We start from the raw sequence: 24,815 nt of genomic DNA, 5'->3' as shown, positions 1-24,815 counted from the left end.
TGCCTATTTAGTTGAGTTATATAAACAGTGCTTCAATAACCACTCACCGTCGCCGTTTCCCCACCCACAATCGCAACCCCCGAACTACTGCCCAAACGCGTAGCCCCGGCCTCAATCATCTTCACCGCCGTCGCATAATCACGCACGCCGCCGGATGCCTTTACCCCAACCCCAGCGCCTACTGTCTTGCGCATCAAGGCCACGTCTTCAAGCGTGGCGCCACTGCGGCTGAACCCGGTGGACGTCTTGACGAATGCCACACCCAAATCCCGACAGATTTCGCAGGCCTGCACTTTTTGTTCGTCGCTGAGCAGGCAGGTTTCCAGGATCACCTTCAACGGCACGGTGCCGCAGGCTTTATGCACCAAGGCAATGTCTTCGCGCACCGCCTCAAGCAAGCCTTCCTTCAGCCAGCCAATGTTGAGCACCATGTCGATCTCCCCTGCCCCGGCGGCTATCGCTCGTTCGGCTTCAAAGGCCTTGGTGTCGCTCAGGCCGGCGCCCAATGGGAAGCCCACCACCGCACAGATCACCACACGATTGTCGGTCAGGCAGGACGCGGCGTAAGGCACCTGCCCGGAGTTCAGGCACACTGAATAAAAGCCGTGTGCCTGGGCTTCCTCGCACAAGGTGCGAATCTGTTCACGGGTGGCATCGGGGGCCAGCAAGGTGTGATCGATGTACTTGGCCAATGCTGCGGGTTGAAGCGTATTCATATAACGTGCCCTTGCCTGTATGTTGCCAATGGTGGTGTGCCGCGTGCTGCGGCGCTCACATTAAGCGTTACAATATTCACAATTAATGTTACTTAGTTAACACAAACAATCAAGCCCTGGAATGCCCGTGGACAGTAAAAAAGCCGAGCGACTCAAGCTTATCCAGCAAGCCCTGCAGGACCAGAGCGCCATCCACCTACGGGAAATGGCGGCGCTGCTGGACGTTTCCGAGATGACCCTGCGCCGCGACCTCAACCACTTCAGTGAGCATTTACGCCTGCTGGGCGGCTATATCACGCGGGTCGGCAGTGAGGCTGGCGATTACCGGGTGGCCGACCAGGGCACGCGTCACGTCGAAGAAAAGCGCCGCATCGGCAAACTCGCCGCACGGCTGATACAGCCCGGCGACACGGTATTTTTCGACTGCGGCACCACCTCGCCGTTTGTGATTGATTTTATCCCCGACGAGTTGGAATTCACCGCGGTGTGCAGCTCGTTGAACGTGTTGCTCAAGCTGCAGAACAAGCCCAACTGCCATATCGTGCTGTGCGGCGGCACCTTTCACCGCAAGAACCAGGTGTTTGAGAGCAACGCCGAAAGCAGCATTCTCGACAGCGTGCGCCTCACGTGGGCGTTTGTGACGGCTGCCGGCGTCAGCCAGGAATTCGGCGTGACCTGCTTCAACTTCAATGAAGTCGAGGTCAAGCAAAAGGTCCTGCGCCAAGCCCAGCAGCGTGTGTTGCTGGCGGACTTCAGCAAATTCGACACGGTGCGCACGGCGCACTTCGCCAGCCTTGCAGACTTTCACTACGTGGTCAGCGACAAAAAAATCCCCCAGGCCTACAAAGAAGCCATCCAGGCCAGCGACGCGCAATTGCTGGTTTAACCCAACAACATCTGGCGCTCACGCGCATTCAAATAGCCGGTGGTCACGCTGAACGACGCGCTGGCCCCGGCCGCCAGAACCCGCACGTGGCCTTTGGTTTTCTCGGCGGTGTAGCCCTCGGGTTCACAGGTCGACGGCAGTACGAACGCCGCCACTTGCTGATCAGGTGAGTGCAGAATCCAGCGGGCGGCGTGCCCAAACTCCTTGGGGCGGTAGCGGGTGTAAAACGCTGCGCCATTCGGGTGATCCAGTAGAAAATGCGCATGGCCGCTGGCATCTGCGCCTACGTCGTCGAAGAAAAACACGATTTCCGGGTCGTATAACGCCGGCGTGTCGAGACACGCCAATTGCGCCGGGTGCTCGGCCAGTTGCGCCATGTAGGCGCTCCAGTCCGGCGTGGGCTTGACGTGGTCCGGCACGCTGGTGCGCAGGCGCAAACGCTGCATCCCCAGTGGCTCGACAAACCGCGCGCCGGCCACATAGGCGTAGTTCATATGGGCCATGTACATCAGTTCCATAGGCTTGCCGGCCAGGTTGGTGACGTCCATGTCGATATCGAACAGGGCCGAATCCGCGCGCAGTGTCACGCTCGGGGTGGCCCGGTAACGATCGCCAAAGCCCTTGGCATATTGGTAAGTGCCGCCCATGCTCACCACGCCCTCGCCTATTTCCAGCCAGGCCGTGTCCATGGGCGCGCAGGGCATTTCGCCGTGCAAGGCATGGGTGTCATCCGGCGCCGGGCAGCCGTTGCGCAGCAGGCCGCTGTGAAACATAAAGCAGCCATAGGTGTCGATAATCGTTGGGCTGGGCCTTGGCTGCTCGAAGAGGTTGGTCATGGTCAGGTCGCAGCCATCGAACACCGCCGACCAGATCATCTGCCCTTGATAAGGCAGTACCACCAGGCGTCCTCGGCTGTTCTCCAGGCTCACGGCCAACACGCCGGACGGGTAAACCCAGGCGCAGACCTTGAAGTCCTCGGACTGCAGCAAGATCTTTTCCTGCTCACTGAACAGCGCAGGATACAGCGGGATACGCGCGTTCATGAGGCCACCGCCGCAGCCGCGCCCGAAGGCAATTTGTCTGATTGGCGCATGCACTTGAGCGCATACATCACGATCACGATAAAACACAGCAGCGGCACGCTGTAGGCCAACTGCATGTTGCCACCGCTGGCATCGGACAACAGGCCCTGGAAGATAGGGATCACCCCGCCACCGACAATACTCATCACCAACAGTGAACCGCCGACGCCGGTGTCTTCACCCAGGCCATCGATGGTCAGGCCGTAGATGGTTGGCCAGCACGGGCCAAGGAAAATGCTCACGCCGACTGCGGCATACACCGCGGAAATGTTCGGCACCAGGATGGTGTATGCCAGCAGCACAATGCACAGCACACCGTAAATCGCCAATACCCGGGCCGGGTGCAGGCGGCGCATCAGCAGGTTGGCGATCAGCTTGCCGACAAAGTAGGCGGCAAACGTGGTCAGCAAAAACCACGAAGCACTGCGCTCATTCATGCCGCCCATTTGCATGGCCAGGCGAATGGTGAAACTCCACACGCCGACCTGCGCGCCTACATACAGAAACTGCGCCAGAACACCAAAGGTAAAACGTGGGTTGCGCCACAGTCGGCCCAGGCTTTGGCGCAAGCTGCCGGAGGTGCTGTCGACAGGCTTATTGCCCTTGCAGGCCGGGAACCGCGTAATGGCGATCAGGATAAACATCAGCACCAGTACGGCGATCATCCACTTATAGGGCAGCAAGGTGGACTGGATCATCTGCAACTGCTGCACAGCCGCCTCGGATGCGCTCATCTGCGTCAGTTGCTCGGTGGTGGCATCGGTGTCCTTGAACATCACGAAGCTGCCCACGTACACCCCGGCCATGGCCCCGAACGGGTGAAAGGTTTGCGAGATATTCAAGCGCCGCGTCCCGGTTTCCCGTGGGCCCATCAACGTTGAATAGGTGTTGCACGCGGTTTCCAGGAACGACAGGCCGGCGGCAATCACAAACAGGGCCAGCAGGAACATGCCGTATTTGGCGGTGGACGCGGCTGGGAAGAACAGCAGGCAGCCGAGCATGTACAGCAACAGGCCGATCAGAATCGTGCTTTTGTAGCTCAAACGACGCACCACCATCGCGGCCGGAATCGCCACGAAAAAGTAACCCAGGTAAAACGCCGACTGCACAAAGGCGGTCTGGAAATCGCTGAGCAGGAAGGCTTTCTTGAAGTGCGCGATCAGCACGTCGTTCATGCTCGCCGCTGCGGCCCACAACGCAAAAATGCTGCACAGCAGGATAAAGGCGAACCAGGGCGTGCGGTTCAGATAGAAGCCATCGGGTGTCTGTTGCAGCGCAGGTTTGTTCATTATTGTTCTCCGGGCTGGGTTGAGTGTCTTACCGCTGTTGCTGGAAACGGGCGAACGCTTCGGCGTCGGGATAGGAGGTCTGTGTACCCAGCGCTGTGACCGAACAGGCGGAATACGCCACTGCCTGCTCCATGGCCTGGCGAATGGCGCCGTTGCGGCTCCAGTGCTGGATGAAACAACCGATAAACGCATCGCCGGCGCCGGTGGTGTCGCGGGCCACCACCCGTTGGCCGGGTACCTGGAACTCGCCCTCCTCGCCTACGTACAGCGCGCCGTGCTCGCCGAGGGTGACGATCACGTGGCGAATGCCGCTGGCGACCAGGGTGTGTGCGGCGCTGCGGGCCGAATCCGGCGAGTCCACCACTCGACCGGTGATCAACGCCAGTTCCGATTCGTTGGGAATCAGGAAATCCAACTGCGCCAAGTGCTCAGCGCTCAAGTCGGCCAGGGCCGGTGCCGGGTTGAGCAGCACCGCAATGCCATGGCGACGGCCGAATTCGATGGCGTAGTAGACCGTGTCCAGGTTGATCTCCAGTTGCAGCACGATCAGCGAGCATTCACGCAGATCAGCGGCCGCCGCCTCGATATCCGCTGGCAGCAAATGCGCATTGGCGCCTTTGACGATCAAAATGCTGTTGTGGGAATCGGCGCGCACAAAAATCGGCGCCACGCCGCTGGAGACGCCTGGCACCCGCTGCACATAACGGGTGTCGATGCCAAAACCCTGGAAGTTGGCCAGGGTGTTGTCGGCAAACATGTCGTCCCCCACCTTGCTCAACATCAGCACATCCGCGCCAAGCTTGGCTGCCGCCACCGCCTGGTTGGCGCCTTTGCCGCCACACCCGAGGGCAAAGCCCGGTGCTTCCAGGGTTTCGCCCTGGTCCGGCATGCGGTCGATGTAGGTAATCAAATCCACCATGTTGCTGCCGATGACTGCGATCTTGCCCATTGCTATCTCACCTTGTTGCGGCACGACCAGGCAGGTCGCAGCGCTCTTGTTTTGTTATTTAAATAACATTAAGTGTGATTATTCAATCTTTATTTTGTGAAGATCAGCCAAGCCACATGAAAATGTAGCGTCTGTGTAAGCACCACCTTGTGTGCCCAAGGGCAGCTCACTAAGCTGGCCGATCTTTTGCTGTGACCCGGAACCCCCATGTCTCGAAGTATTGCCCACCTGGCCTTGTTGCTCGGGTTGATCACCGCCATCGGCCCATTCGCCATCGACAGCTATCTGCCTGCGCTGCCCACCCTGGGTGCCAGCCTGCAGGCGTCGCCGGCGGCCGTGCAGATGAGCCTCACGGTGTTCTTCATGATCATTGGTGTGTGCCAGCTGTTCTACGGGCCGATCAGCGATGTGTACGGGCGCAAGCCGCCGATTTACGCGGGTCTGGCGATTTTCGCGGTGGCCAGCGTCGGCTGTGCGCTGGCACCGACGATTGAAGTGCTGATTGGCTTTCGTGCCCTGCAAGCCTTTGGCGCATGCGCGGGCATGGTCATTCCGCGGGCAGTGGTGCGCGACCTGTATACCGGCCACGAAGCGGCGCGCCTGATGGCCCTGCTGATGCTGGTGATGAGTGTCTCGCCGATCCTCGCGCCCCTGGCCGGCAGCGTGGTGATTTCACTCTGGAGCTGGCGTGAAGTGTTCGTGGTGCTGGCGGTGGTTGCCGTGTTGTGCCTGGTAATGACCATTGTGCAATTGCCCGAAACCCACCCCGCCGAACGCCGCCTGGGCAAGACCCTGGGCAGTGCGATCGGCAGCTACGGCGCATTGCTGCGCGACCCGGTATTCACCGGCCTGTCGGTGGTGTGCGGGTTTGGCCTGGCGACGTTCTTTGTGTTTATCGGCAGCGCGCCGTTCGTGTACATCGAGTATTTCGGCCTGACGCCTACGCAATTCAGCCTGTGTTTTGCAGTCAACGCCGCGTCGTTCTTCGCCATGAGCCAACTGACCGCACGCCTGAGCGCGCGTTTTGGCCTGGCGCCACTGATTCGCTGGTCAGTGGTGGGCGTGGCGGTGATCATGAGCGCGCTGGCCGTCACCACCTTGTGGAGTGACAACCTCGCCTTGATGATGGCACTGCTGTTTATCGGCTTCGGTTTTCTTGGCCTGCTGTTGCCGGCCGCTGGGGTGTTGTCCATGGAAGATCATGGGGCAGTCGCGGGTTCTGCCTCGGCGCTGCTCGGTGCTATCCAGATGATCACGGCGGCCGTGTCCATGACATTGGTTGGCGTGTTTGCCGACCATACGCCGGCGCCGATGTTGGTGGGCATTGCGCTGTGCGCGGTGGCGGCGATGCTGGTGACCTTGTGGACCCTGCGCCGTTTGCCGGTTCATCTGGCGCGTCCTTGACGCGTGGCTGACGCCATTCGTCGGGGCCATTGCCCATCCATTACAACTATCGCTGGCGGCAAAACAACTAACTCCATAGGCCCCTCAAGACCTATGGAGACTGAAATGACCGACTACCCTCGCCCACCCTTCGCGCCTCAAGCCCAGTCTGTACCAGGCACCCAGAAGAAAATGGACCCGTACCCCGACTGCGGAGAGAAGAGCTACAAAGGCTCCGGCCGGTTGGCCAACAAGATCGCCCTGATCACCGGCGCCGACAGCGGCATTGGCCGTGCGGTGGCCATCGCGTTTGCCCGCGAAGGTGCAGACGTGGCCGTCGCGTATCTGGATGAGCATGAAGACGCCCAGGAAACCGCGCGCTGGGTCGAAGAAGCCGGCCGCCAGTGCCTGTTGTTGCCGGGCGATATCGCGCAAAAAGCCAACTGCCAGGCGCTGGTGGACAAGACCGTTGAGCAGTTTGGCCGCATCGACGTACTGGTCAACAACGCCGCGTTCCAGATGACCCACGAAACCCTCGAAGAAATCGAGGATGAAGAATGGGTCAAGACCTTCGATATCAACATCACCGCGATGTTTCGCATCTGCAAGGCGGCCCTGCCGCATATGAAGGCCGGCAGCTCGATCATCAACACCAGTTCGGTCAATTCCGATATGCCCAAGCCAACCCTGCTGGCCTACGCCGCTACCAAAGGCGCGATCGCCAACTTCACCGGTGGCCTGGCGCAGTTGCTGGGTGACAAAGGTATTCGCGTCAACAGTGTGGCGCCAGGGCCGATCTGGACGCCGCTGATTGTAGCGACCATGCCCGACAAGGACGTGCAGAGCTTTGGCAGTGAAACGCCGCTCGGGCGCCCCGGCCAGCCTGTGGAGGTGGCACCGATCTATGTGCTGCTGGCCTCGGACGAAGCCAGCTACATTTCCGGTTCGCGCTACGCGGTCACCGGCGGCAAACCCATTCTCTAAACCTCACATAACCCTAAAGTGGGAGCGGGCTTGCTCGCGAAAGCGGTGTATCAGTTACAGATTGACTACCTGACACTCCGCCTTCGCGAGCAAGCCCGCTCCCACAGTTTTAATTAGAGTCTGGTCTGAAAACTACAAATCAAACCTGTCCACCGCCCGGCGTCGCTCATTGTTGTCGCGCACGTCATAACTGGCGGTGGTCTGGATATTGGTGTGATGCGCCAGCTTTTGCGCAATCGACAGGTCATGTTCTTCAATCACTCGCGTAATAAACGAGCGCCGGAAGTCATGGGGCATGATCTTCACCCCCACCTGTTCACCGCGTTGGCGGGCGATGTAGTAAATCGCGTGCTTGGTGATGCGTTCACGGGTGATATGGCTGCCACGGCGTATACGGTTGAACAGGAAGCTATCGTCCTGCTCGCCTTCCTTGAGTTGCTCACGGCGAAACGCCAGCCAGGCTTGCAACTTGTCAAACGCCCAGGCCGGGGCGTACTTGATCAGTTCTTTGTTGCCTTTGCCAATCACCCGCAAACTGCGTTCATCGAAATTGATCTGTGCCAGATCGAGGTTGACCGACTCCGACTTGCGCATGCCTGAACCATACAGAATGCCGATCACGGCGGCATCCCGAAGGCCTTGGGGGCGTGGGTCGGCGGCGCAGACTTCCATCATTTCGCGGATCAGGCTGCGGCGCAGGTTACGCCCCTGGCCGAGGCGTGTGCCCGGCGTGGCCTTGACCGAGCGCATCTTCAACAGGTGGTCCTGACTGATCAGACTCATCCGCCAGGCCTCGTTCATCACCCCGCGTACCGCATTCACATACAGCGACGACGTGTTCGGCGCACAACCGTCCTCGCGCAATGCGCCGACCAGGGCGATCACCTGTTCGGGTTGCAGCAGGTGCCAGTCGATCTCCTCCAGGTTGATGTCTTCATAGCCCAGGCGGTCGGCGGCGTCTTGCAGCACGTAGCGCATGGTCAGTTGGCTGGAGGGCGCCAAGCGGGTGAGGTAAAGGGTCAGTGGGTTGCGGATAGACTCAGTCAAGGTAGATCAGCCTTTGGATTAAATACCTCGTTCAAGCCATTGTTTAATCGAGGTATTTAGTGAATTGGCGAAGGCCGAGTCTAACCCAGGACAGGCCCTGGCACAAAATCACTGCGCCGATTCGTCATCCTCGGTCGGGTCCTGCGCCTGCGGCTGGGCCTGGGATTGGCTCCAGTCGGCGTCCTGTTTGTGCATCAGTGCAAACCAGTGCTGACGCATGAACGCCAGATAGCTGTCCGGCGCTTTGGCAAAGTCACTTTCATCGCCATAACAGCCCGGCAGCGGCAACTCGGTGCCCTGCTCCTTGTACTGGCTGACCAATGCCTGCTGCGCAGCAACGCTGCAGTCGGTCGGCAACGGCATACCGCGCAGGGCACCAGCGTCCTCATCCCACCAGCTTGCGCCGACGCGATCAACACCGCGCAGGCGGTATTTCTGCGACTTGCCGACATGCATGATCAGCTTGAACTCGCGCGGGCTGACGTCGCTGGTGCAGGTGCGCGAATAGCCCACCGTGGCCTGGGTAATGCCATCGCCGGCTAGGTCAGTGACCTTGGTGGCCGCCATGTCAAAACGCAGCCCTGCGTCGAATTCGCAGTGCTGCACATCGTCATAGAGCATCCAGACACGCTTGGGGCGATCGCCGCCGAGCAAATACTGGGCCGCGTAGACAAATGCCGACTGGGTGCCGTCGTCATCACGTTCACTGACTTGCTCGGCGAGTACCAGCAGGTTCTTGCCTTGGTGGTCGTCCCAGGTATAGGCCGCGACCTGTTTGCCGCGCACTTCCACGCCCTCCGGCACCTGCTCGATGCTGGTAAGCGCCACGCCATCATCGGCTTGAACCGTCGTCACACAGGCCACCGCCATCAACAAGCCCATCAATGCAGGCCGCAACTGGCCGCGCAAAATCTGCACACTATTCATCCGAGTACCCTGGCAAGAGATGGCTTACTTTACCGGCACTTGAGGGCCAATGCAGAGAAGTTTGTTGAATAACTTTGCCCACCTGCGCATCGGTGCGCAATTCGTCGCGGTTTTGCCCGCAGAACCAATTCCCAGGCGCCTCAGCGGTTTAGCTGAACCCTACCTGTCTACCTGTCAAATAAACGAGTTTTTCATCCGCCTTTCATATTCGTTCAACAATTTTCCGCTTAATCTTGGCCCCAGGACTTGAGAACGAACCGCGTCTTCCCCGACTAACCTGTTGATTACGCTTTACCTTTAATAGTTTTCGTCTTTAATCTGCTAGCCCATGGAAGAAACCGTTGCCCGTCCTCAGGAAAGTCGAATGAATGCCGCAACCCCACGCTACGTTGTTTAATCTTTCGGCGTTGTTTATCGATGGATTACTGCTGTTTTCACGCTCCAATTGTTCTAGCCCCGAGGTCATGAATCTTTGAAACCCTACCCTATTCATTGCGTGTCGATCGTTATCCCGGTCTACAACGAACAAGAGAGCCTGCCTGAATTGCTGCGTCGCACCACCGCAGCTTGCAAGCAACTGGCTTACGAATACGAAATCATCCTGGTGGATGACGGTAGCCGCGACAACTCGGCCCAATTGCTGGAAGACGCTGCCGCAGAAGACGGCAGCAACGTCGTGGCGGTGATCCTCAACCGCAACTACGGCCAGCATGCCGCGATCATGGCCGGCTTCGAGCAGTGCCGTGGCGAGGTGATCATCACCCTCGACGCCGACCTGCAGAACCCGCCCGAAGAAATCCCGCGCCTGGTCGAGCAGGCCGCCCTGGGCTACGACGTCGTCGCCACCGTGCGTAACAACCGTCAGGATTCGGCCTTCCGCCGCTGGCCTTCGCGCCTGATCAACCTGGCCGTGCAACGTTCCACCGGCGTGGCCATGACCGATTACGGCTGCATGCTGCGCGCTTACCGTCGCACCATCGTCGACGCGATGCTGGCCTGCCGCGAGCGCAGCACCTTCATCCCGATCCTGGCCAACGGCTTTGCGCGCCACACCACCGAGATCCTGGTGCACCACGCCGAGCGTGAGCATGGCGAGTCCAAGTACAGCGCCATGCGCCTGATCAGCCTGATGTTCGACCTGCTGACCTGCATGACCACCACCCCGCTGCGCCTGCTGAGCATCGTCGGCTTCAGCCTGGCGGCACTGGGCATGCTGTTTGCCTTTGCGCTGGTGTTCCTGCGTTTGGTGTTCGGCGCCGAATGGGCCGGCTCAGGCATGTTCGTGCTGTTCGCGGTGCTGTTTGTGTTCACCGGCGGCCAATTCATCGGCATGGGCCTCTTGGGTGAATACCTGGGGCGCATGTACAGTGACGTGCGTGCCCGTCCACGGTTCTTTATTGAAAAGGTGCTGCGTAATCAACCCGCAGAACCGGCTCCGGTCGTCGTGGTCGACGGCCTGGCAACTTCCCACTCTCCTACTTCTCCTTCCGATCAGGTTTCGTCATGACTTCAAAAGCTGTTGTCTTCGCTTATCACGATATTGGCTGTGCAGGCATTGAAGCCCTGCTGACCGCCGGCTACGACATTGCTGCCGTGTTCACCCATGCCGACGACCCCAAGGAAAACAATTTCTACGGCTCCGTCGCCCAGCTCTGCGCCCGCAACGGCATCCCGGTGCATGCGCCGGAAGACGCCAACCACCCGCTGTGGATCGAGCGCATTGCCAAGCTGAACCCGGATTTCATCTTCTCGTTCTACTACCGCAACCTGCTGAGCGAAGCGCTGCTGGCCACCGCCAAAAAAGGCGCGTTCAACCTGCACGGTTCGCTGCTGCCTAAATATCGTGGCCGCGCTCCGGCCAACTGGGTGCTGGTCAACGGCGAAACCGAAACCGGCGTGACCCTGCACCGCATGGTCAAGCGTGCCGATGCGGGCGCGATACTGGCCCAGCAAAAAGTCGTCATCGACCGCACCGACACTGGCCTGACCCTGCACGCCAAACTGCGTGAAGCGGCCACCCACCTGCTGCATGATGCCCTGCCACAACTGGCTCAAGGCAAACTGGCCGAAACGGCCCAGAACGACAGCCAGGCCACCTACTTCGGTCGCCGCACGGCCGCTGACGGCAAGCTGGACTGGAAAAAATCGGCTGAAGAGCTGTTCAACCTGGTTCGTGCTGTAACCCAACCCTACCCGGGCGCATTCTGCGCTGTCGGCGAGCACAAACTCATCGTTTGGCAAGCTGACGTGGTCAAGGGCAACAATGGCCAGGCCCCAGGCCGTGTGATCAGCGTCAACCCGCTGCGCATCGCCTGCGGTGAAGACTCCCTGGTGGTCAAGTTCGGCCAGCGCAACGAAAACGGCCTGTACCTGGCCGGTCCGTCCCTGGCTGACGAACTGGGCCTGGTCGACGGTTCCGTACTGCGCGGCGCCGAGTCCGGCCGCAAGCCACGTCGCACCCGTGTACTGATCCTGGGTGTTAACGGCTTTATCGGTAACCACCTGTCCGAGCGCCTGCTGCGTGACGACCGTTACGAAATCTACGGCCTGGACATCGGCTCCGACGCCATCGAGCGCCTGCGCAGCCACCCGAACTTCCACTACGTGGAAGGCGACATCAGCATCCACTCCGAGTGGATCGAGTACCACATCAAGAAGTGCGACGTCGTCCTGCCGCTGGTGGCCATCGCCACGCCGATCGAATACACCCGCAACCCGCTGCGCGTGTTCGAGCTCGACTTTGAAGAAAACCTGAAACTGGTTCGCTACTGCGTCAAGTACAACAAGCGCGTGATCTTCCCGTCGACTTCCGAAGTCTACGGCATGTGCCAGGACCAGTACTTCGACGAAGACACCTCCAACCTGGTGGTCGGCCCGGTCAACAAGCAGCGCTGGATCTACTCGGTCTCCAAGCAACTGCTGGACCGTGTGATCTGGGCCTATGGCGACAAGGGCCTGAACTTCACCCTGTTCCGTCCATTCAACTGGATGGGCCCACGCCTCGACCGCCTGGACTCGGCACGTATCGGCAGCTCGCGCGCCATCACCCAGTTGATCCTGAACCTGGTGGAAGGTACGCCAATCCGCCTGTTCGACGGTGGTGAGCAAAAGCGTTGCTTCACTGACATCGCCGACGGCATCGAAGCCCTGGCGCGCATCATTGATAACGACAACGATGCCTGCAACGGCCAGATCATCAACATCGGCAACCCGGAAAACGAAGCCAGCATCCGTGAGTTGGGCAAAGAACTGCTGCGTCAGTTCGAAGCTCACCCGCTGCGCAGCAACTTCCCTCCGTTCGCCGGTTTCCGCGACGTAGAAAGCAAGGCGTTCTACGGCACCGGCTACCAGGACGTGGCACACCGCAAGCCAAGCATCGAAAACGCCAAGCGCCTGTTGAACTGGGAGCCTACTGTTGAGATGAGCGAGACCATCGGCAATACCCTGGACTTCTTCCTCAAAGAAGCCATGCTCGAAATCGCGGACAAAAAGTAATGAAGGCAGGCTTGCGCATCGACGTCGACACCTACCGTGGCACCCGTGAAGGTGTGCCGCGGTTGCTCGAATCCCTGGATGAAGCCGGGGTTAAGGCGACGTTCTTCTTCAGTGTCGGGCCGGACAACATGGGGCGCCACTTGTGGCGTCTCATCCGCCCGCAATTTCTGTGGAAGATGCTGCGTTCCAATGCTGCCGGCCTGTATGGCTGGGACATCTTGCTGGCCGGCACCGCCTGGCCAGGCAAGCCGATCGGCCGTGACCTGGGGCACTTGATGCGCCAGGCCAAGGCCGCCGGCCATGAAGTCGGCCTACACGCATGGGACCATCACGGTTGGCAAGCCAACACCGGGCGCTGGAGCGACGCACAGCTGGTTGAGCAGATCCGTCGTGGCGTGGACACCCTGAGCGACATCCTGGGTGAACGCATCGACTGTTCGGCAGCCGCCGGCTGGCGTGCCGATGAGCGCGTGGTGCAAGCCAAACAAGGTTTCAACTTTCGCTACAACAGCGATTGCCGGGGCACCAGCCTGTTTCGACCGACCCTGGCCGATGGCAGCGCGGGCACCCCACAAATTCCGGTAGACCTGCCGACCTTCGACGAAGTCGTCGGGCCGGTGGTGGCTGCCAAAGATTTCAACGGCTTCATTCTTGACCGGTTCGCCGAGTCGAAGCTGAACGTCTATACGATCCACGCAGAAGTAGAAGGGATTCTGATGGCTGACGATTTTCGCCAACTGCTTGCCCAGGCCGGGCAGCGCGGCATCGACTTCAAACCCTTGGGCGACCTGTTGCCCGCGGATGTGACCACCCTCCCCCAGCAACAGCTGGTGCGCGGCGCGCTCAGCGGCCGCGAGGGTTGGCTCGGAGTACAACAGGCATGATCCGGCGCTGGGCATTGCCCCTGCTCCTGCTGGCGTTTGGCGTGTTCTACCTGTTGCCCCTGGCCTCCCACGGCCTGTGGATTCCGGACGAAACCCGTTACGCGCAAATCAGCCAGGAAATGCTGCTGACCGGCAAGTGGGCCTCGCCGCACTTCATGGGCATCCGCTACTTCGAGAAACCCGCCGCCGGCTACTGGATGATCGCGCTGGGCCAGGCGATTTTCGGGCAGAACCTGTTCGGCGTGCGCTTTGCGTCGGCCTTGAGTACGGGGCTGAGCATCCTGCTGGTTTATCTGGTTTCGCGCCGGTTGTGGAACGACCCGCAAAAAAGCCTGGTCAGCAGCGTGCTGTACATGAGTTTTGTCAGCGTGGCCTTGCTCGGCGGTTACGCCAACCTGGACCCGCAGTTCACCTTCTGGGTCAACCTGACGGGCGTGGCCTTGTGGTTTTGTTTCGACAGCACCACACGCAACGGCCGTTTGGGATCCTGGGCCTTGCTCGGCTTTGCCTGCGGCATGGGCTTCATGACCAAAGGGTTTCTGGCCTGGCTGCTGCCGGTGTTGATCGCCCTGCCCTACGCGATCTGGCAGAAACGCTTTCGTGAGTTGCTGGGCTATGGCGTGGTCGCGGTGGTCGTCGCCATTGTCGTCAGCCTGCCGTGGGCGCTGGCCGTGCACCTGCAAGAGCCGGATTATTGGAACTTCTTCTTCTGGCACGAGCACATCCAGCGCTTTGCCGGCGATGACGCCCAACATGCCGAGCCCTTCTGGTTCTACCTGCCGCTGATGGTCGCGTTCTCGCTGCCATGGATCGCCCTGTTGCCGTCCACGGTCAAACAGGCCTGGCTGGAAAAGCGCCTGCCCAAGACAGCGTTCCTGCTGCTGTGGCTGTTGATGCCCCTGGCGTTCTTCAGCCTGGCCAAAGGCAAGTTGCCGTCCTACGTGATGCCGTGCCTGCTGCCCTTGGCCCTGTTGATGGGCTCCACGCTCAGCGACAAGCTGGCCAACGGGCATGGCCGCGCCTTGCGCATCAACGGCTGGTTGAACCTGGCTATCGGGATCGTGGCGTTGCTGGCCATCAGTTGGTTCCAATTGAAGAAGCCGGTGTATGAGCCGGGTCAGGAGACTTTCAGCCTGGTGCTGGTGTTCACCTTCCTGTTCGGCTGGATCGTGGTCAACCTGCTGCAAGCTGCGCGCCCGTTGAAGCTGTGGGCTGCGCCGGCAATCGGCAGTTGGCTGCTGGTGGCTCTGGTGCCTGCCGCTCTGCCGCATTCGGTGGTTTACAACAAGACGCCGGACCAGTTCATCATTGACCATTTGCCCGAACTGCAACCGACCACCGCCCTGCTCAGTAATGACCTTGGCGCTGCATCGGCGCTGTCATGGCGCCTGGGTCGCCCGGAAATTGCACTGTACAACACGGTCGGTGAAGTGAAGTACGGCATTGCCTACCCGGACACCGCTTATCGCAAGGTCGGCACTGCTGACGTCCAGCAGTGGATGAGCGAGGCGCGTAAAAAAGGCTCGGTTGGCGTGGTCATGCGGGTCAAGGGCGACGATGAAGTGGCCGAAGTGAACCTGCTACCCCAAGACGGCAAGCGCTATGAGCAAGGCAGTATCGTTATCCTGATTTTCCCACAGGCTGCGCAATGATCACCTTGCTTCTCCTGTTGGGCGCCTGCCTGCTCACCTGCATGGGCCAGGTTTCGCAAAAGTTCGCGGTGGAAAGCTGGCGTGACCAGCCTGACGGTTGGGCGCCGAAACTGCGCTCGCCGTGGCTATGGTCCGCGCTGGTGTGCCTGGGCCTTGGCCTGCTGGTATGGCTGCTGGTGTTGCAGCGCCTGGAAGTGGGCATCGCCTACCCCATGCTCAGCCTCAATTTTGTACTGGTGACGCTGATGGCGCGGTTTGTGTTTCATGAACACATCGATGGCCGTCACTGGCTGGGTGTCGCGTTGGTGATTGGTGGCGTTGTGCTGCTGGGGCGTCACGTATGAGCCGCGCGCAAGGGTTCGCCCTGGCCTTGGGCAGTGTCGGCCTGGTCAGCGCCGCTCAGTTGGGCATGCGCTGGAGCATGACACGCCTGCCGTTGCCGACCGAATGGTTGAATGCGTTCAACAGCAACGCCATTGATCCTGGCGCCCTGGGTGTGGTGATCCTGGCGATCATCGCCTATGCGCTGTCGATGCTGTGCTGGCTTGGCGCGCTCAAGCACTTGCCCCTGGGGCGTGCCTATTCATTGCTGAGCATCAGCTACGCGTTGGTGTACCTGCTGGCGGCCAGCCTGCCGGTGTTCAACGAACATTTTTCGCTTTCAAAAACCCTGGGAGTGGCCTTGGTCATTCTTGGTGTTCTGGTTATTAACTCTCGTCGTGCTAGCGTTGCAAGCCCCAGGAATGCCCCATGAAAATCAGTGTATTTGGTAGCGGTTACGTCGGTCTGGTACAGGCCACCGTATTGGCCGAAGTCGGTCACGATGTGATCTGCATGGACGTGGACAAGAGCAAAGTCGAGTCTCTGCAAAAAGGCCACGTGACCATCTTCGAGCCGGGCCTGGCTGCCATGGTCAAGGAAAACCTGGAAAGCGGGCGCCTGCACTTTACCTATGACGAGAAACTCGCCGTAGAACACGGTGAAGTGCTGTTTATCGCCGTGGGCACGCCGTCGGACGAAGACGGTTCGGCCGACCTCAAATACGTGCTCTCGGTAGGTGATGCCGTGTCGCGCCATCGCGTGGAACCGGTGATCCTGGTGGAAAAATCCACCGTGCCGGTCGGTACTGGCGACACCCTGCGCGCCCATATCGAAAAAAACCTGCACATTGCCGGTCGCCACCTGGAGTTCGATATCGTCTCCAACCCGGAATTTCTCAAGGAAGGCTCGGCCGTTGCCGACTGCCGTCGCCCGGACCGCATCATCATCGGCTGCGAACGCGAAGAAGTGCGTGAAGTGATGCGCGACCTCTACGCGCCGTTCAACCGCAACCATGACCGCATCATCTTCATGGACCTGCGCAGCGCCGAACTGACCAAGTACGCCGCCAACTGCATGCTGGCCACCAAGATCAGCTTCATCAACCAGATCGCCGAACTGGCCGAACACTTGGGCGCCGACATCGAAGCCGTGCGTTTGGGCATCGGCGCCGACTCGCGTATTGGCTACCACTTCATCTACCCGGGCTGCGGCTACGGCGGCTCGTGCTTCCCCAAAGACATGCGCGCCCTGATCCACAGCGCCAAGGAAGCCAACTGCTCCAGTGACCTGCTCGAAGCGGTCGAAGCGATCAACCAGCGCCAGAAGAGCAAGCTGTTCGAACGCATCAATGCCTTTTTCCAGGGCGAGCTGCAAGGCAAGACCTTCGCCTTGTGGGGCCTGGCCTTCAAGCCCAACACCGATGACATGCGCGATGCCCCGAGCCGCGTGCTGATGGAAGCCCTGTGGGCGGCCGGCGCCAATGTCCGTGCGTTTGACCCCGAAGCCATGCAGGAAACCCAGCGCATCTACGGTGACGAGTCGCGCCTGACCCTGCTGGGCACGCCGGAATCGGCCTTGAGCGGCGCCGATGCGCTGATCGTGTGCACCGAGTGGCAGCAATTCAAGGCACCGGATTTCGAGCTGATCCACGCCCGTCTGAAAAACCCGGTGATCTTCGACGGTCGCAACCTGTACGACGGCGAACGCCTGGCACGCAAAGGCTTCAAGTATTTCCCGATGGGCCGTGGCGACTCCTGCGAACTGCCGATTCCCCAGCAAAACTGGGTAGCGCCCGCCAAGGAAGCCTAAAGACGTGAACAAAGCTCAACCGCCTCTGCTTACAGCAACGATCCGCAACCAGTCGCTGGGGCTCGGGCTCCTGGCGCTGGTGCTGTTTATTGTCGGCAACTGGCACCAGGCAATCATCGGCTTTGACTCGCGTTTCGTGGTGTTTGCCCAGGAAATGCTGCGCCATGGGCCGAGTTTTTTCCCCACCACCTATGGCCAGCCCTACGCTGACTACCTGGCGACCTCGACCCTGCTGACCTGGCTGTTGTCCTTGCCGTTTGGCGAGGTCAGCAGCCTCACGGCGTGGTTGCCCACGTCCATCGCCTCGGCGGTGATCGTGATGCTGGTGTATCGCCTTACGGCGCCCTACTCCACGCGCTGGGGCTTGCTCAGTATCGCGATGTTGCTGCTCAGCAGTACCTTTATCAGCGAAACCCGTGCGGTGTCGCTGGACCAGATGCTCGCGGCCATCGCCCTCACGGTGTTCTACCTGGGTTATGCCCATGATCACTTTGGCGCGGCCAAACGCTTGCATTGGCTGTTTTTGCTTCTGATCCTGGGCTTTGCGGTGCGTGGGCCAATCGGCCTGGTGATCCCCACCGGCGTGCTGTGCAGCTACTACCTGATCAACCGCCAATGGCGCCAGCTGTTCACCTTCGGCTTTATTGCCCTGGCCGTGCTGGCGGCGTGTGTCGGCCTGTTGTTGCTGCTGGCCAAGCTCAGTGGTGGCGAAGACTTCATGCAGGACGTGATCCGCATGCAGTTCCTGGGGCGCATGGACGGCACCGAAGGTTCCAGCGGCGTGCTGTATTACTTCACCAGCTCCATGGGTAACTATGCGCTGGCCTATCCACTGGCGCTGCTGGTGTTGCTCGCAGTGGCCATCGGTGGGCGCCGGGCACCCGACCCGGCACTGAAACTGGTGCTGTACTGCGCGGCGGCGGGTTTGCTGGTGATGCTCGGCCTGTCGGTCCCGCAGGCCAAGAAGGCACGTTACATCCTGCCGATGCTGCCCATGGCGGCGATCATTGCGGCCTACCCGTTCCAGGTCAGTCAAGGGCGACTGTTCGCCTGGCTGCGCGGCTTGATGCTGGGAATCTGGACGCTGCTGCCGGCGCTGCTGGTGATCGGGCTGGTGGTGGCGCGCAAGCGTTACCCGGCGCAGTTGGACAACCTGGGCCTGGTCTTCGGCGTGTTGGGTGTGCTTCAGGTCGTGTCGCTGTTGTCACTGTTCAACGCGCGTCTACGCCCGTTGGGCTCGGCACTGGCGGCGGTGCTGGCGCTGTGGTCGACCTACATTGTGGTGGTCGAGCCGTTGGAGCGTACGCTCTACGACACCCGCACGTTCAGCCTTGGCGTCAAAGCACAGATCATGCAGCAACCGGCCCCCGTGGTGCTGCATGGCTTGGGCAAAGATGCAAAAGCCATCAAGTTCATGGTCAACTTCAACTGCGATAAGGTGCCGCTGTTTACCCAGTCGGCAGCCGACCTGGCGCCGCTGCAAGGCCCCGCGTGGCTGGTAATGAGCGCGCAGGACTTCGAAAAGCTGCAGGATCCGCGCTTGCGTTCGATCACCCCGACGCTCATCGGGGAATTCGACAAAGACCCGTATGTGTTGCTCCACCTGGAGAAAATCAGCGCGCCGTAACTACGCTGACATTGGTCTGACGGAAACAGCGCCCACTTCTTCAAGAGTGGGCGTTTTTCGTTATGACTGCCCGGAAAGCGCCTACATAGCTATGCGTAAACGCTCGCGCACTTTGCCTTCCGATGCCCGGAACCCAAATGTAGACTCCTTCGCCATGTGCGTTAACTATCTACTACCGGGCGCAGTCAGCCTTCCACGCACACCGACCTGCTTGATCAAAAGGGCAATGCCGTGCCAGAAGACCTGTTGCTTATTCCTACGCCGAGGCTGGATCGATTGATGGCGTTGCGCGACGCCTTGGTGGCACTGAAGGGGCCGCTGGCCGACGATCCTGCCTTGCAGGAGAACCTGCATAGGCAGCTGTTCAATGAAGAGGCGGATAGTCGCGTACTCGGACGCATCACCACGCCACTGCCGCAACCGACGCATCGCATCACCTATGGCGAGGACCATTAACTACATTATTTTTGCATTTAACCTTCATTAATATGCATTGGCGCCATGGCATCAAGCTCGGCACACTGCACAGGTTCCTCCCCCAACTGTTGGAACGTTCAAAGGGCTTATCCGGGCAACCAGGCGAGCCTTTTTTTTTCGTCTGCTGCTTTATGGATCGTGTCGATGCTCGCTCGCTGGTTACCCGCTGCAATCAATACCCGCCCCGCCGAATGGAGCCGCGCCGCGATTGGCATGGCCTTGGGCACGCTATTGAGTGTCTGGGCGTGTGCCCAGGTATTTGGAATGGAAGTCGCCTTGCACCTGCTCGGCCCTCTTGGGGCATCGGCGGTGTTGCTGTTTGCCGTGTCATCCGGGGCGTTGGCCCAGCCGTGGTCGATTATCGGCAGCTACTTGTGCGCCGCCGTTGTGGCCTTGCTGGTCGCACGGGTACTTGGCCGCACACTGGGAAGCGCTTGCCTGGCGGCGGGCATGACCGTGGTCTTGATTTGCTGGCTGCGCTGCCTGCACCCGCCCGCCGGCGGCCTGGCGATGACGTTGGTACTCGCAGACCCCGCCTCCGTGGCCCTTGGCTGGCAGGAAGTAGGCCCAGTGATGCTCGGTGCGGGCGCGCTGGTGGCCTGTGCACTGGCCTACAACAACGCGACACGCACGCGTTACCCCAAGGGCGCGGTCGAGTCGCCCGCTGTGGTGCTGGGCAGCACAGCGCCGGTGACCGACGCGGGCATTACCGCGGCCGATCTGAAGTTGGCCCTGGCCGACATGGAGCAGTTCTTTGATGTGGAACCGACTGAACTGGAACAACTGATCCACGCAGCAGAAGGCCACGCCCGACGCCGTAGCATCGGCGAAGTGCTCGGTGGCCGCAGCGCTGCATAAATGCAAAAACGACCTGCATGATTCCGGGTTGTACTGGGCAAATTTGCACTGGTACGATCGCGAGATGGTTCGCGCGCGAACATCTTGATAAAGAACAATAAAAGCAGGGAGTTAGTGATGACTGCTCAGGTTTCATCCGAAGCAAGCCAGGCCAGGATTCTTCAGGACGAGGTACTGGCCGAAGTTCGTAACCATATTGGCCACCTCACCCTCAACCGCCCCGCCGGCTTGAATGCCATCACCCTGGAAATGGTCCGCAGCCTGACCACACAGTTGCAGGCCTGGGCAGATGACCCGCAGGTGTATGCCGTGGTGCTGCGCGGCGCCGGTGAAAAAGCCTTCTGCGCCGGTGGCGACATTCGCTCTCTCTACGACAGCTTCAAGCAGGGCGACAGCCTGCACCAGGACTTCTTCGTTGAGGAATACGCCCTCGACCTGGCGATTCACCATTACCGCAAGCCCGTGCTGGCCCTGATGGACGGTTTTGTCCTCGGCGGCGGCATGGGCCTGGTGCAAGGCGCCGACTTGCGTGTAGTGACCGAGCGCAGCCGCCTGGCGATGCCGGAAGTGGCCATTGGTTATTTCCCGGACGTGGGTGGCAGCTATTTCCTCTCGCGCATTCCTGGCGAGCTGGGGGTTTACCTCGGCGTCACCGGCGTGCAGATTCGCGCTGCCGACGCGCTGTATTGCGGGCTCGCGGACTGGTGTATCGAAAGCGCCAAACTCGCCGAACTCGACCAGAAGCTCGACCGCCTGCAATGGCAGGACTCGCCGCTCAAGGACCTGCAAGGCGTACTGGCCAGGCTAGCGGTACAACAATTGCCCGACGCCCCGCTGGCCGCACTGCGCCCGGTGATCGACCACTTCTTCGCGTTGCCGGATGTGCCGAGCATGGTCGAGCAACTGCAACAAGTTACCGTCGCCGACAGCCACGAATGGGCGCTCACCACCGCCAGCCTGATGCAGACCCGTTCGCCGCTGGCGATGGCCGTGACCCTGCAGATGCTGCGCCGCGGCCGACGCTTGTCGCTGGAGCAGTGCTTCGCATTGGAGTTGCACCTGGATCGCCAGTGGTTTGAACGCGGCGACCTGATCGAAGGGGTTCGCGCGCTGATCATCGACAAGGACAAAACCCCGCACTGGAACCCCGCGACAGTCCATGAACTGGACGCCAGCCATGTCGAGACTTTCTTCAGTGACTTCAAGCAGAGTGAGAAGTAAGCCATGCAAGATATTGAATACACTGAAGAACAAGTGATGATTCGCGACATGGCGCGCGACTTTGCCCGTGGCGAAATCGCCCCGCATGCGCAAGCCTGGGAAAAAGCCGGCTGGATCGATGACGCCCTCGTCGCGAAGATGGGCGAACTTGGCCTGCTGGGCATGGTGGTGCCGGAAGAATGGGGTGGCACCTATGTCGACTACGTGGCGTATGCCCTGGCGGTCGAGGAAATTTCTGCCGGTGATGGCGCCACCGGCGCGCTCATGAGTATCCATAATTCAGTCGGTTGCGGGCCAATCCTCAACTACGGCACCGAAGCGCAAAAGCAAACCTGGCTGGCTGAGCTGGCCAGCGGTCAAGCCATTGGCTGCTTCTGCCTCACCGAGCCCCAGGCCGGGTCCGAAGCCCATAACCTGCGCACCCGCGCCGAATTGCGCGATGGTCAGTGGGTGATCACCGGCGCCAAGCAGTTTGTCAGCAACGGCAAGCGCGCCAAGTTGGCCATTGTGTTTGCCGTGACGGACCCGGAGCTGGGCAAAAAAGGTATCTCCGCCTTCCTGGTGCCCACGGACACCCCAGGCTTTGTGGTCGACCGTACCGAACACAAGATGGGCATTCGCGCCTCGGACACCTGCGCCGTCACGCTCAACCAGTGCACAGTCCCCGAAGCCAACCTGCTGGGTGAACGCGGCAAGGGCCTGGCCATCGCCCTGTCCAACCTCGAAGGCGGGCGCATCGGCATTGCCGCGCAAGCCTTGGGCATTGCCCGTGCGGCATTTGAGGCGGCGTTGGCGTATGCGCGGGATCGGGTGCAGTTCAACAAGGCGATTATCGAGCACCAAAGTATTGCCAACCTGCTGGCCGACATGCAGACCCAACTCAATGCCGCCCGCTTGCTGATCCTGCACGCCGCACGCCTGCGCAGCGCGGGCAAGCCGTGTTTGTCGGAAGCCTCCCAGGCCAAACTGTTTGCTTCGGAGATGGCCGAAAAGGTCTGCTCCTCGGCGATGCAGATCCATGGCGGGTATGGGTATCTTGAGGATTACCCGGTGGAGCGTTACTACCGGGATGCGAGGATTACGCAGATATATGAAGGCACCAGCGAGATTCAGCGGATGGTGATTGCCAGGGAACTGAAGAACTACCAGCTCTAACTGCGACACAAAGCCAATGTGGGAGCGGGCTTGCTCGCGAATGCAGTTCATCAGTCGCTGCATCTTTGACTGACCGACCGCCTTCGCGAGCAAGCCCGCTCCCACATTTTGAACGCCAGTGATTTTGAGGCCGGGTTACTGGTCCTTGAACTCAGGCGCGCGCTTGGCCACAAACGCCGCCATGCCTTCCTTCTGGTCCTGGGTGGCAAACGCAGCATGGAACACCCGGCGCTCAAAGCGCACGCCTTCAGACAGGCTCACCTCAAACGCGCGGTTCACGCTTTCCTTGACCATCATGCTGATCGGCACAGACTTGCCGGCAATCAAGGTCGCGGTTTTCAGCGCTTCTTCGAGCAGTTCATCGGCCGGCACGATGCGCGCCACAATCCCGCAGCGCTCAGCTTCAACGGCATCGATAAAGCGCCCGGTCAGGCACATTTCCATGGCCTTGGCCTTGCCCACGGCGCGGGTCAGGCGCTGGGTGCCGCCCATGCCTGGGAGTACGCCGAGGTTGATTTCCGGCTGGCCGAACTTGGCGCCGTCACCGGCCAGGATGAAGTCGCACATCAACGCCAGTTCACAACCGCCGCCCAGGGCGAAACCGTTGACGGCGGCAATGATCGGCTTGCGGCGGTTGGCCACGCGGTCGCTGTCGCTGAACAGGTCGTCGAGGTAGATCTGCGGGTAGGTCAGCTCAGCCATCTCCTTGATGTCAGCGCCGGCGGCAAAGGCTTTTTTTGAGCCGGTCAGCACGATGCAGCCGATCTGCGGGTCGGCTTCGAGGCCGTCCAGCGCCTGGTTCAACTCGGCGACCAGCTGCGCGTTCAAGGCGTTCAGGGCTTGGGGACGATTAAGGGTAATCAGCCCGACGCGGCCCTGGACTTCGAGCAAAAGGGTTTCGTAACTCATGTATCGGCTCCTTAAAGGTTGCGTGAGATGACCATGCGTTGAATATCGCTGGTGCCTTCGTAAATCTGGCAGACCCGCACATCGCGGTAGATCCGCTCCAGTGGGAAGTCGCTCAGGTAACCGTAACCGCCCAAGGTTTGCAAGGCGGCCGAGCAGACTTTCTCGGCCATTTCCGAGGCAAACAGCTTGGCCATCGACGCCTCGACCAAGGCCGGCTTGCCGCTGTCACGCAGGGCCGCAGCGTAATGCACCATTTGCCGGGCCACCGCGATTTGCGTGGCCATGTCGGCGAGACGGAAGGCCACCGCCTGGTGTTCGATCAGCGCCTTGCCGAAGCTTTCGCGCTCGCGGGCATAGTCACGTGCGGCTTCGAAGGCGGCACGGGCCATGCCCACCGATTGCGCGGCGATGCCGACGCGGCCGCCTTCGAGGTTGGCCAGGGCGATCCTGTAGCCTTCGCCCTCCTCGCCCAAGCGGTTGGCCACCGGCACCTTTACGTCTTCGAACAGGATCTGGCAGGTGTCGGACGCATGTTGGCCGAGTTTGTCTTCCACCCGTGCCACCGTGTAGCCCGGCGAGTCGGTTGGCACGATAAACGCGCTGATCCCGCGCTTGCCTGCGGCCGGGTCGGTCACCGCAAACACAATCACGATCCCGGCGTTCTGCCCGGAGGTGATGAACTGTTTGCAGCCATTGAGCACGTAATGGTCGCCCTCAAGGCGTGCGCGGGTTTTCAGGCTGCTGGCGTCTGAGCCGGCCTGGGGTTCGGTCAACGCGAAGGCACCGAGCATGACGCCACTGGCCAACGGCGTGAGGAACTGCTGTTTCTGCTGGTCGTTACCGAATTTGAGGATCGGTACGCAACCCACCGAGTTATGCACGCTCATGATGGTCGAGCACGCGCCATCGCCGGCGGCGATCTCTTCCAGGGCCATGGCGTAGGCCAGGTAGCCGGTGTCGCAACCACCCCACTGTTCCGGCACCAACATGCCGAAAAAGCCCAGCTCGGCCATTTCGCCAATAGCCTCCTTGGGAAACCGGTGCTCGCGGTCCCATTCGGCGGCGAAGGGTTTCAGGCGTTCCTGGGCAAATTGCCGGGCCGCTTCGCTGATTTGCAGTTGTTCGTCATTGGGCAGCATGTTGA

Annotated in this window: 23 protein-coding genes; 15 read left to right on the top strand and 8 right to left on the bottom strand. The window is 60.5% G+C overall.

From position 1 onward, the window contains the following. Positions 1-32: 32 nt before the first annotated feature. The gene (gene deoC, locus FFI16_RS11965) at positions 33-716 is read right to left on the bottom strand and encodes a deoxyribose-phosphate aldolase (protein ID WP_138817666.1); all 684 of its coding nucleotides are present in this window, start codon (positions 714-716) and stop codon (positions 33-35) included. A 127-nt stretch (positions 717-843) separates the two neighbouring features. On the opposite strand from deoC, the gene deoR reads away from it, so the two are divergent. Further along, entirely contained in the window at positions 844-1,602 is a 759-nt protein-coding gene (gene deoR / locus FFI16_RS11960) for a DNA-binding transcriptional repressor DeoR (protein ID WP_138817667.1), read from the top strand. Here deoR and FFI16_RS11955 read toward each other — a convergent pair. The 3 genes from FFI16_RS11955 to rbsK are packed head-to-tail and all read right to left on the bottom strand — an operon-like array spanning position 1,599 to position 4,922. Continuing rightward, complete coding sequence (locus FFI16_RS11955; RefSeq protein WP_138817668.1) at positions 1,599-2,645, bottom strand: aldose 1-epimerase family protein; 1,047 nt, start codon at positions 2,643-2,645, stop codon at positions 1,599-1,601. The genes deoR and FFI16_RS11955 overlap by 4 nt on opposite strands. After that, positions 2,642-3,973 carry an L-fucose:H+ symporter permease gene (gene fucP / locus FFI16_RS11950; protein WP_138817669.1) on the bottom strand — a complete coding sequence of 444 codons (1,332 nt, stop codon included), beginning with the start codon at positions 3,971-3,973 and terminating at the stop codon, positions 2,642-2,644. Before fucP ends, FFI16_RS11955 begins: the two co-directional genes overlap by 4 nt. Before the next feature lie 28 nt (positions 3,974-4,001). After that, on the bottom strand, positions 4,002-4,922 hold the full coding sequence (gene rbsK, locus FFI16_RS11945) for a ribokinase (protein WP_138817670.1): 921 nt from the start codon (positions 4,920-4,922) through the stop codon (positions 4,002-4,004). Positions 4,923-5,129: 207 nt separating this feature from the next. Here rbsK and FFI16_RS11940 point away from each other — a divergent pair, with 207 nt between their 5' ends. Both FFI16_RS11940 and FFI16_RS11935 read left to right on the top strand, forming a co-directional pair. After that, complete coding sequence (locus FFI16_RS11940; RefSeq protein ID WP_138817671.1) at positions 5,130-6,326, top strand: multidrug effflux MFS transporter; 1,197 nt, start codon at positions 5,130-5,132, stop codon at positions 6,324-6,326. A gap of 105 nt (positions 6,327-6,431) precedes the next feature. Further along, positions 6,432-7,289 (top strand): SDR family oxidoreductase, encoded by an 858-nt coding sequence (locus FFI16_RS11935; protein WP_138817672.1) that lies wholly within the window; start codon positions 6,432-6,434, stop codon positions 7,287-7,289. 132 nt (positions 7,290-7,421) lie between these two features. On the opposite strand, the gene xerC is transcribed toward FFI16_RS11935, so the two are convergent. Both xerC and FFI16_RS11925 read right to left on the bottom strand, forming a co-directional pair. Continuing rightward, positions 7,422-8,336: a tyrosine recombinase XerC gene (gene xerC / locus FFI16_RS11930; RefSeq protein ID WP_138817673.1), complete on the bottom strand. Its 915-nt coding sequence runs from the start codon at positions 8,334-8,336 to the stop codon at positions 7,422-7,424. 108 nt (positions 8,337-8,444) lie between these two features. Further along, on the bottom strand, positions 8,445-9,263 hold the full coding sequence (locus FFI16_RS11925; RefSeq protein ID WP_138817674.1) for a M949_RS01915 family surface polysaccharide biosynthesis protein: 819 nt from the start codon (positions 9,261-9,263) through the stop codon (positions 8,445-8,447). Between the two features lie 472 nt (positions 9,264-9,735). Between FFI16_RS11925 and arnC the strand changes: the two genes are divergently transcribed. From arnC to FFI16_RS11865, 12 genes are all read left to right on the top strand, one after another. Beyond that, complete coding sequence (gene arnC, locus FFI16_RS11920) at positions 9,736-10,770, top strand: undecaprenyl-phosphate 4-deoxy-4-formamido-L-arabinose transferase (protein WP_056860018.1); 1,035 nt, start codon at positions 9,736-9,738, stop codon at positions 10,768-10,770. Then, positions 10,767-12,758, top strand: coding sequence for a bifunctional UDP-4-amino-4-deoxy-L-arabinose formyltransferase/UDP-glucuronic acid oxidase ArnA (gene arnA / locus FFI16_RS11915; protein ID WP_138817675.1), 1,992 nt, complete (start codon positions 10,767-10,769; stop codon positions 12,756-12,758). The genes arnC and arnA overlap by 4 nt, the downstream gene beginning before the upstream one ends. Continuing rightward, positions 12,758-13,642, top strand: coding sequence for a 4-deoxy-4-formamido-L-arabinose-phosphoundecaprenol deformylase (gene arnD / locus FFI16_RS11910; protein WP_138817676.1), 885 nt, complete (start codon positions 12,758-12,760; stop codon positions 13,640-13,642). The genes arnA and arnD overlap by 1 nt, the downstream gene beginning before the upstream one ends. Further along, positions 13,639-15,294 carry a lipid IV(A) 4-amino-4-deoxy-L-arabinosyltransferase gene (gene arnT, locus FFI16_RS11905; protein WP_138817677.1) on the top strand — a complete coding sequence of 552 codons (1,656 nt, stop codon included), beginning with the start codon at positions 13,639-13,641 and terminating at the stop codon, positions 15,292-15,294. The genes arnD and arnT overlap by 4 nt, the downstream gene beginning before the upstream one ends. Then, positions 15,291-15,638: a 4-amino-4-deoxy-L-arabinose-phosphoundecaprenol flippase subunit ArnE gene (gene arnE / locus FFI16_RS11900; protein WP_056860014.1), complete on the top strand. Its 348-nt coding sequence runs from the start codon at positions 15,291-15,293 to the stop codon at positions 15,636-15,638. The genes arnT and arnE overlap by 4 nt, the downstream gene beginning before the upstream one ends. After that, positions 15,635-16,048, top strand: a complete 414-nt coding sequence (gene arnF / locus FFI16_RS11895; RefSeq protein WP_065930019.1) for a 4-amino-4-deoxy-L-arabinose-phosphoundecaprenol flippase subunit ArnF — start codon at positions 15,635-15,637, stop codon at positions 16,046-16,048. Before arnE ends, arnF begins: the two co-directional genes overlap by 4 nt. Further along, entirely contained in the window at positions 16,045-17,424 is a 1,380-nt protein-coding gene (locus FFI16_RS11890; protein WP_138817678.1) for a UDP-glucose/GDP-mannose dehydrogenase family protein, read from the top strand. Before arnF ends, FFI16_RS11890 begins: the two co-directional genes overlap by 4 nt. A 4-nt stretch (positions 17,425-17,428) precedes the next feature. After that, entirely contained in the window at positions 17,429-19,051 is a 1,623-nt protein-coding gene (locus FFI16_RS11885; RefSeq protein ID WP_138817679.1) for a glycosyltransferase family 39 protein, read from the top strand. Between the two features lie 279 nt (positions 19,052-19,330). After that, on the top strand, positions 19,331-19,507 hold the full coding sequence (locus FFI16_RS11880; RefSeq protein ID WP_138817680.1) for a hypothetical protein: 177 nt from the start codon (positions 19,331-19,333) through the stop codon (positions 19,505-19,507). A 165-nt stretch (positions 19,508-19,672) separates the two neighbouring features. Beyond that, positions 19,673-20,386, top strand: a complete 714-nt coding sequence (locus FFI16_RS11875) for an HPP family protein (RefSeq protein WP_138817681.1) — start codon at positions 19,673-19,675, stop codon at positions 20,384-20,386. Positions 20,387-20,503: 117 nt separating this feature from the next. Next, the gene (locus tag FFI16_RS11870) at positions 20,504-21,607 is read left to right on the top strand and encodes an enoyl-CoA hydratase/isomerase family protein (RefSeq protein ID WP_138817682.1); all 1,104 of its coding nucleotides are present in this window, start codon (positions 20,504-20,506) and stop codon (positions 21,605-21,607) included. Positions 21,608-21,610: 3 nt separating this feature from the next. Continuing rightward, the gene (locus FFI16_RS11865) at positions 21,611-22,762 is read left to right on the top strand and encodes an acyl-CoA dehydrogenase family protein (protein WP_138817683.1); all 1,152 of its coding nucleotides are present in this window, start codon (positions 21,611-21,613) and stop codon (positions 22,760-22,762) included. A 135-nt stretch (positions 22,763-22,897) separates the two neighbouring features. Here FFI16_RS11865 and FFI16_RS11860 read toward each other — a convergent pair whose 3' ends face one another. Both FFI16_RS11860 and FFI16_RS11855 read right to left on the bottom strand, forming a co-directional pair. Then, positions 22,898-23,671, bottom strand: a complete 774-nt coding sequence (locus FFI16_RS11860; protein ID WP_138817684.1) for an enoyl-CoA hydratase — start codon at positions 23,669-23,671, stop codon at positions 22,898-22,900. Positions 23,672-23,682: 11 nt separating this feature from the next. Next, entirely contained in the window at positions 23,683-24,810 is a 1,128-nt protein-coding gene (locus FFI16_RS11855) for an acyl-CoA dehydrogenase (RefSeq protein ID WP_138817685.1), read from the bottom strand. Positions 24,811-24,815 lie beyond the last annotated feature (5 nt).

Source organism: Pseudomonas sp. KBS0710, from assembly GCF_005938045.2.
In the GTDB taxonomy this organism is placed as follows: Bacteria; Pseudomonadota; Gammaproteobacteria; order Pseudomonadales; family Pseudomonadaceae; genus Aquipseudomonas.
This window is presented reverse-complemented; position numbering and strand designations above follow the sequence as displayed.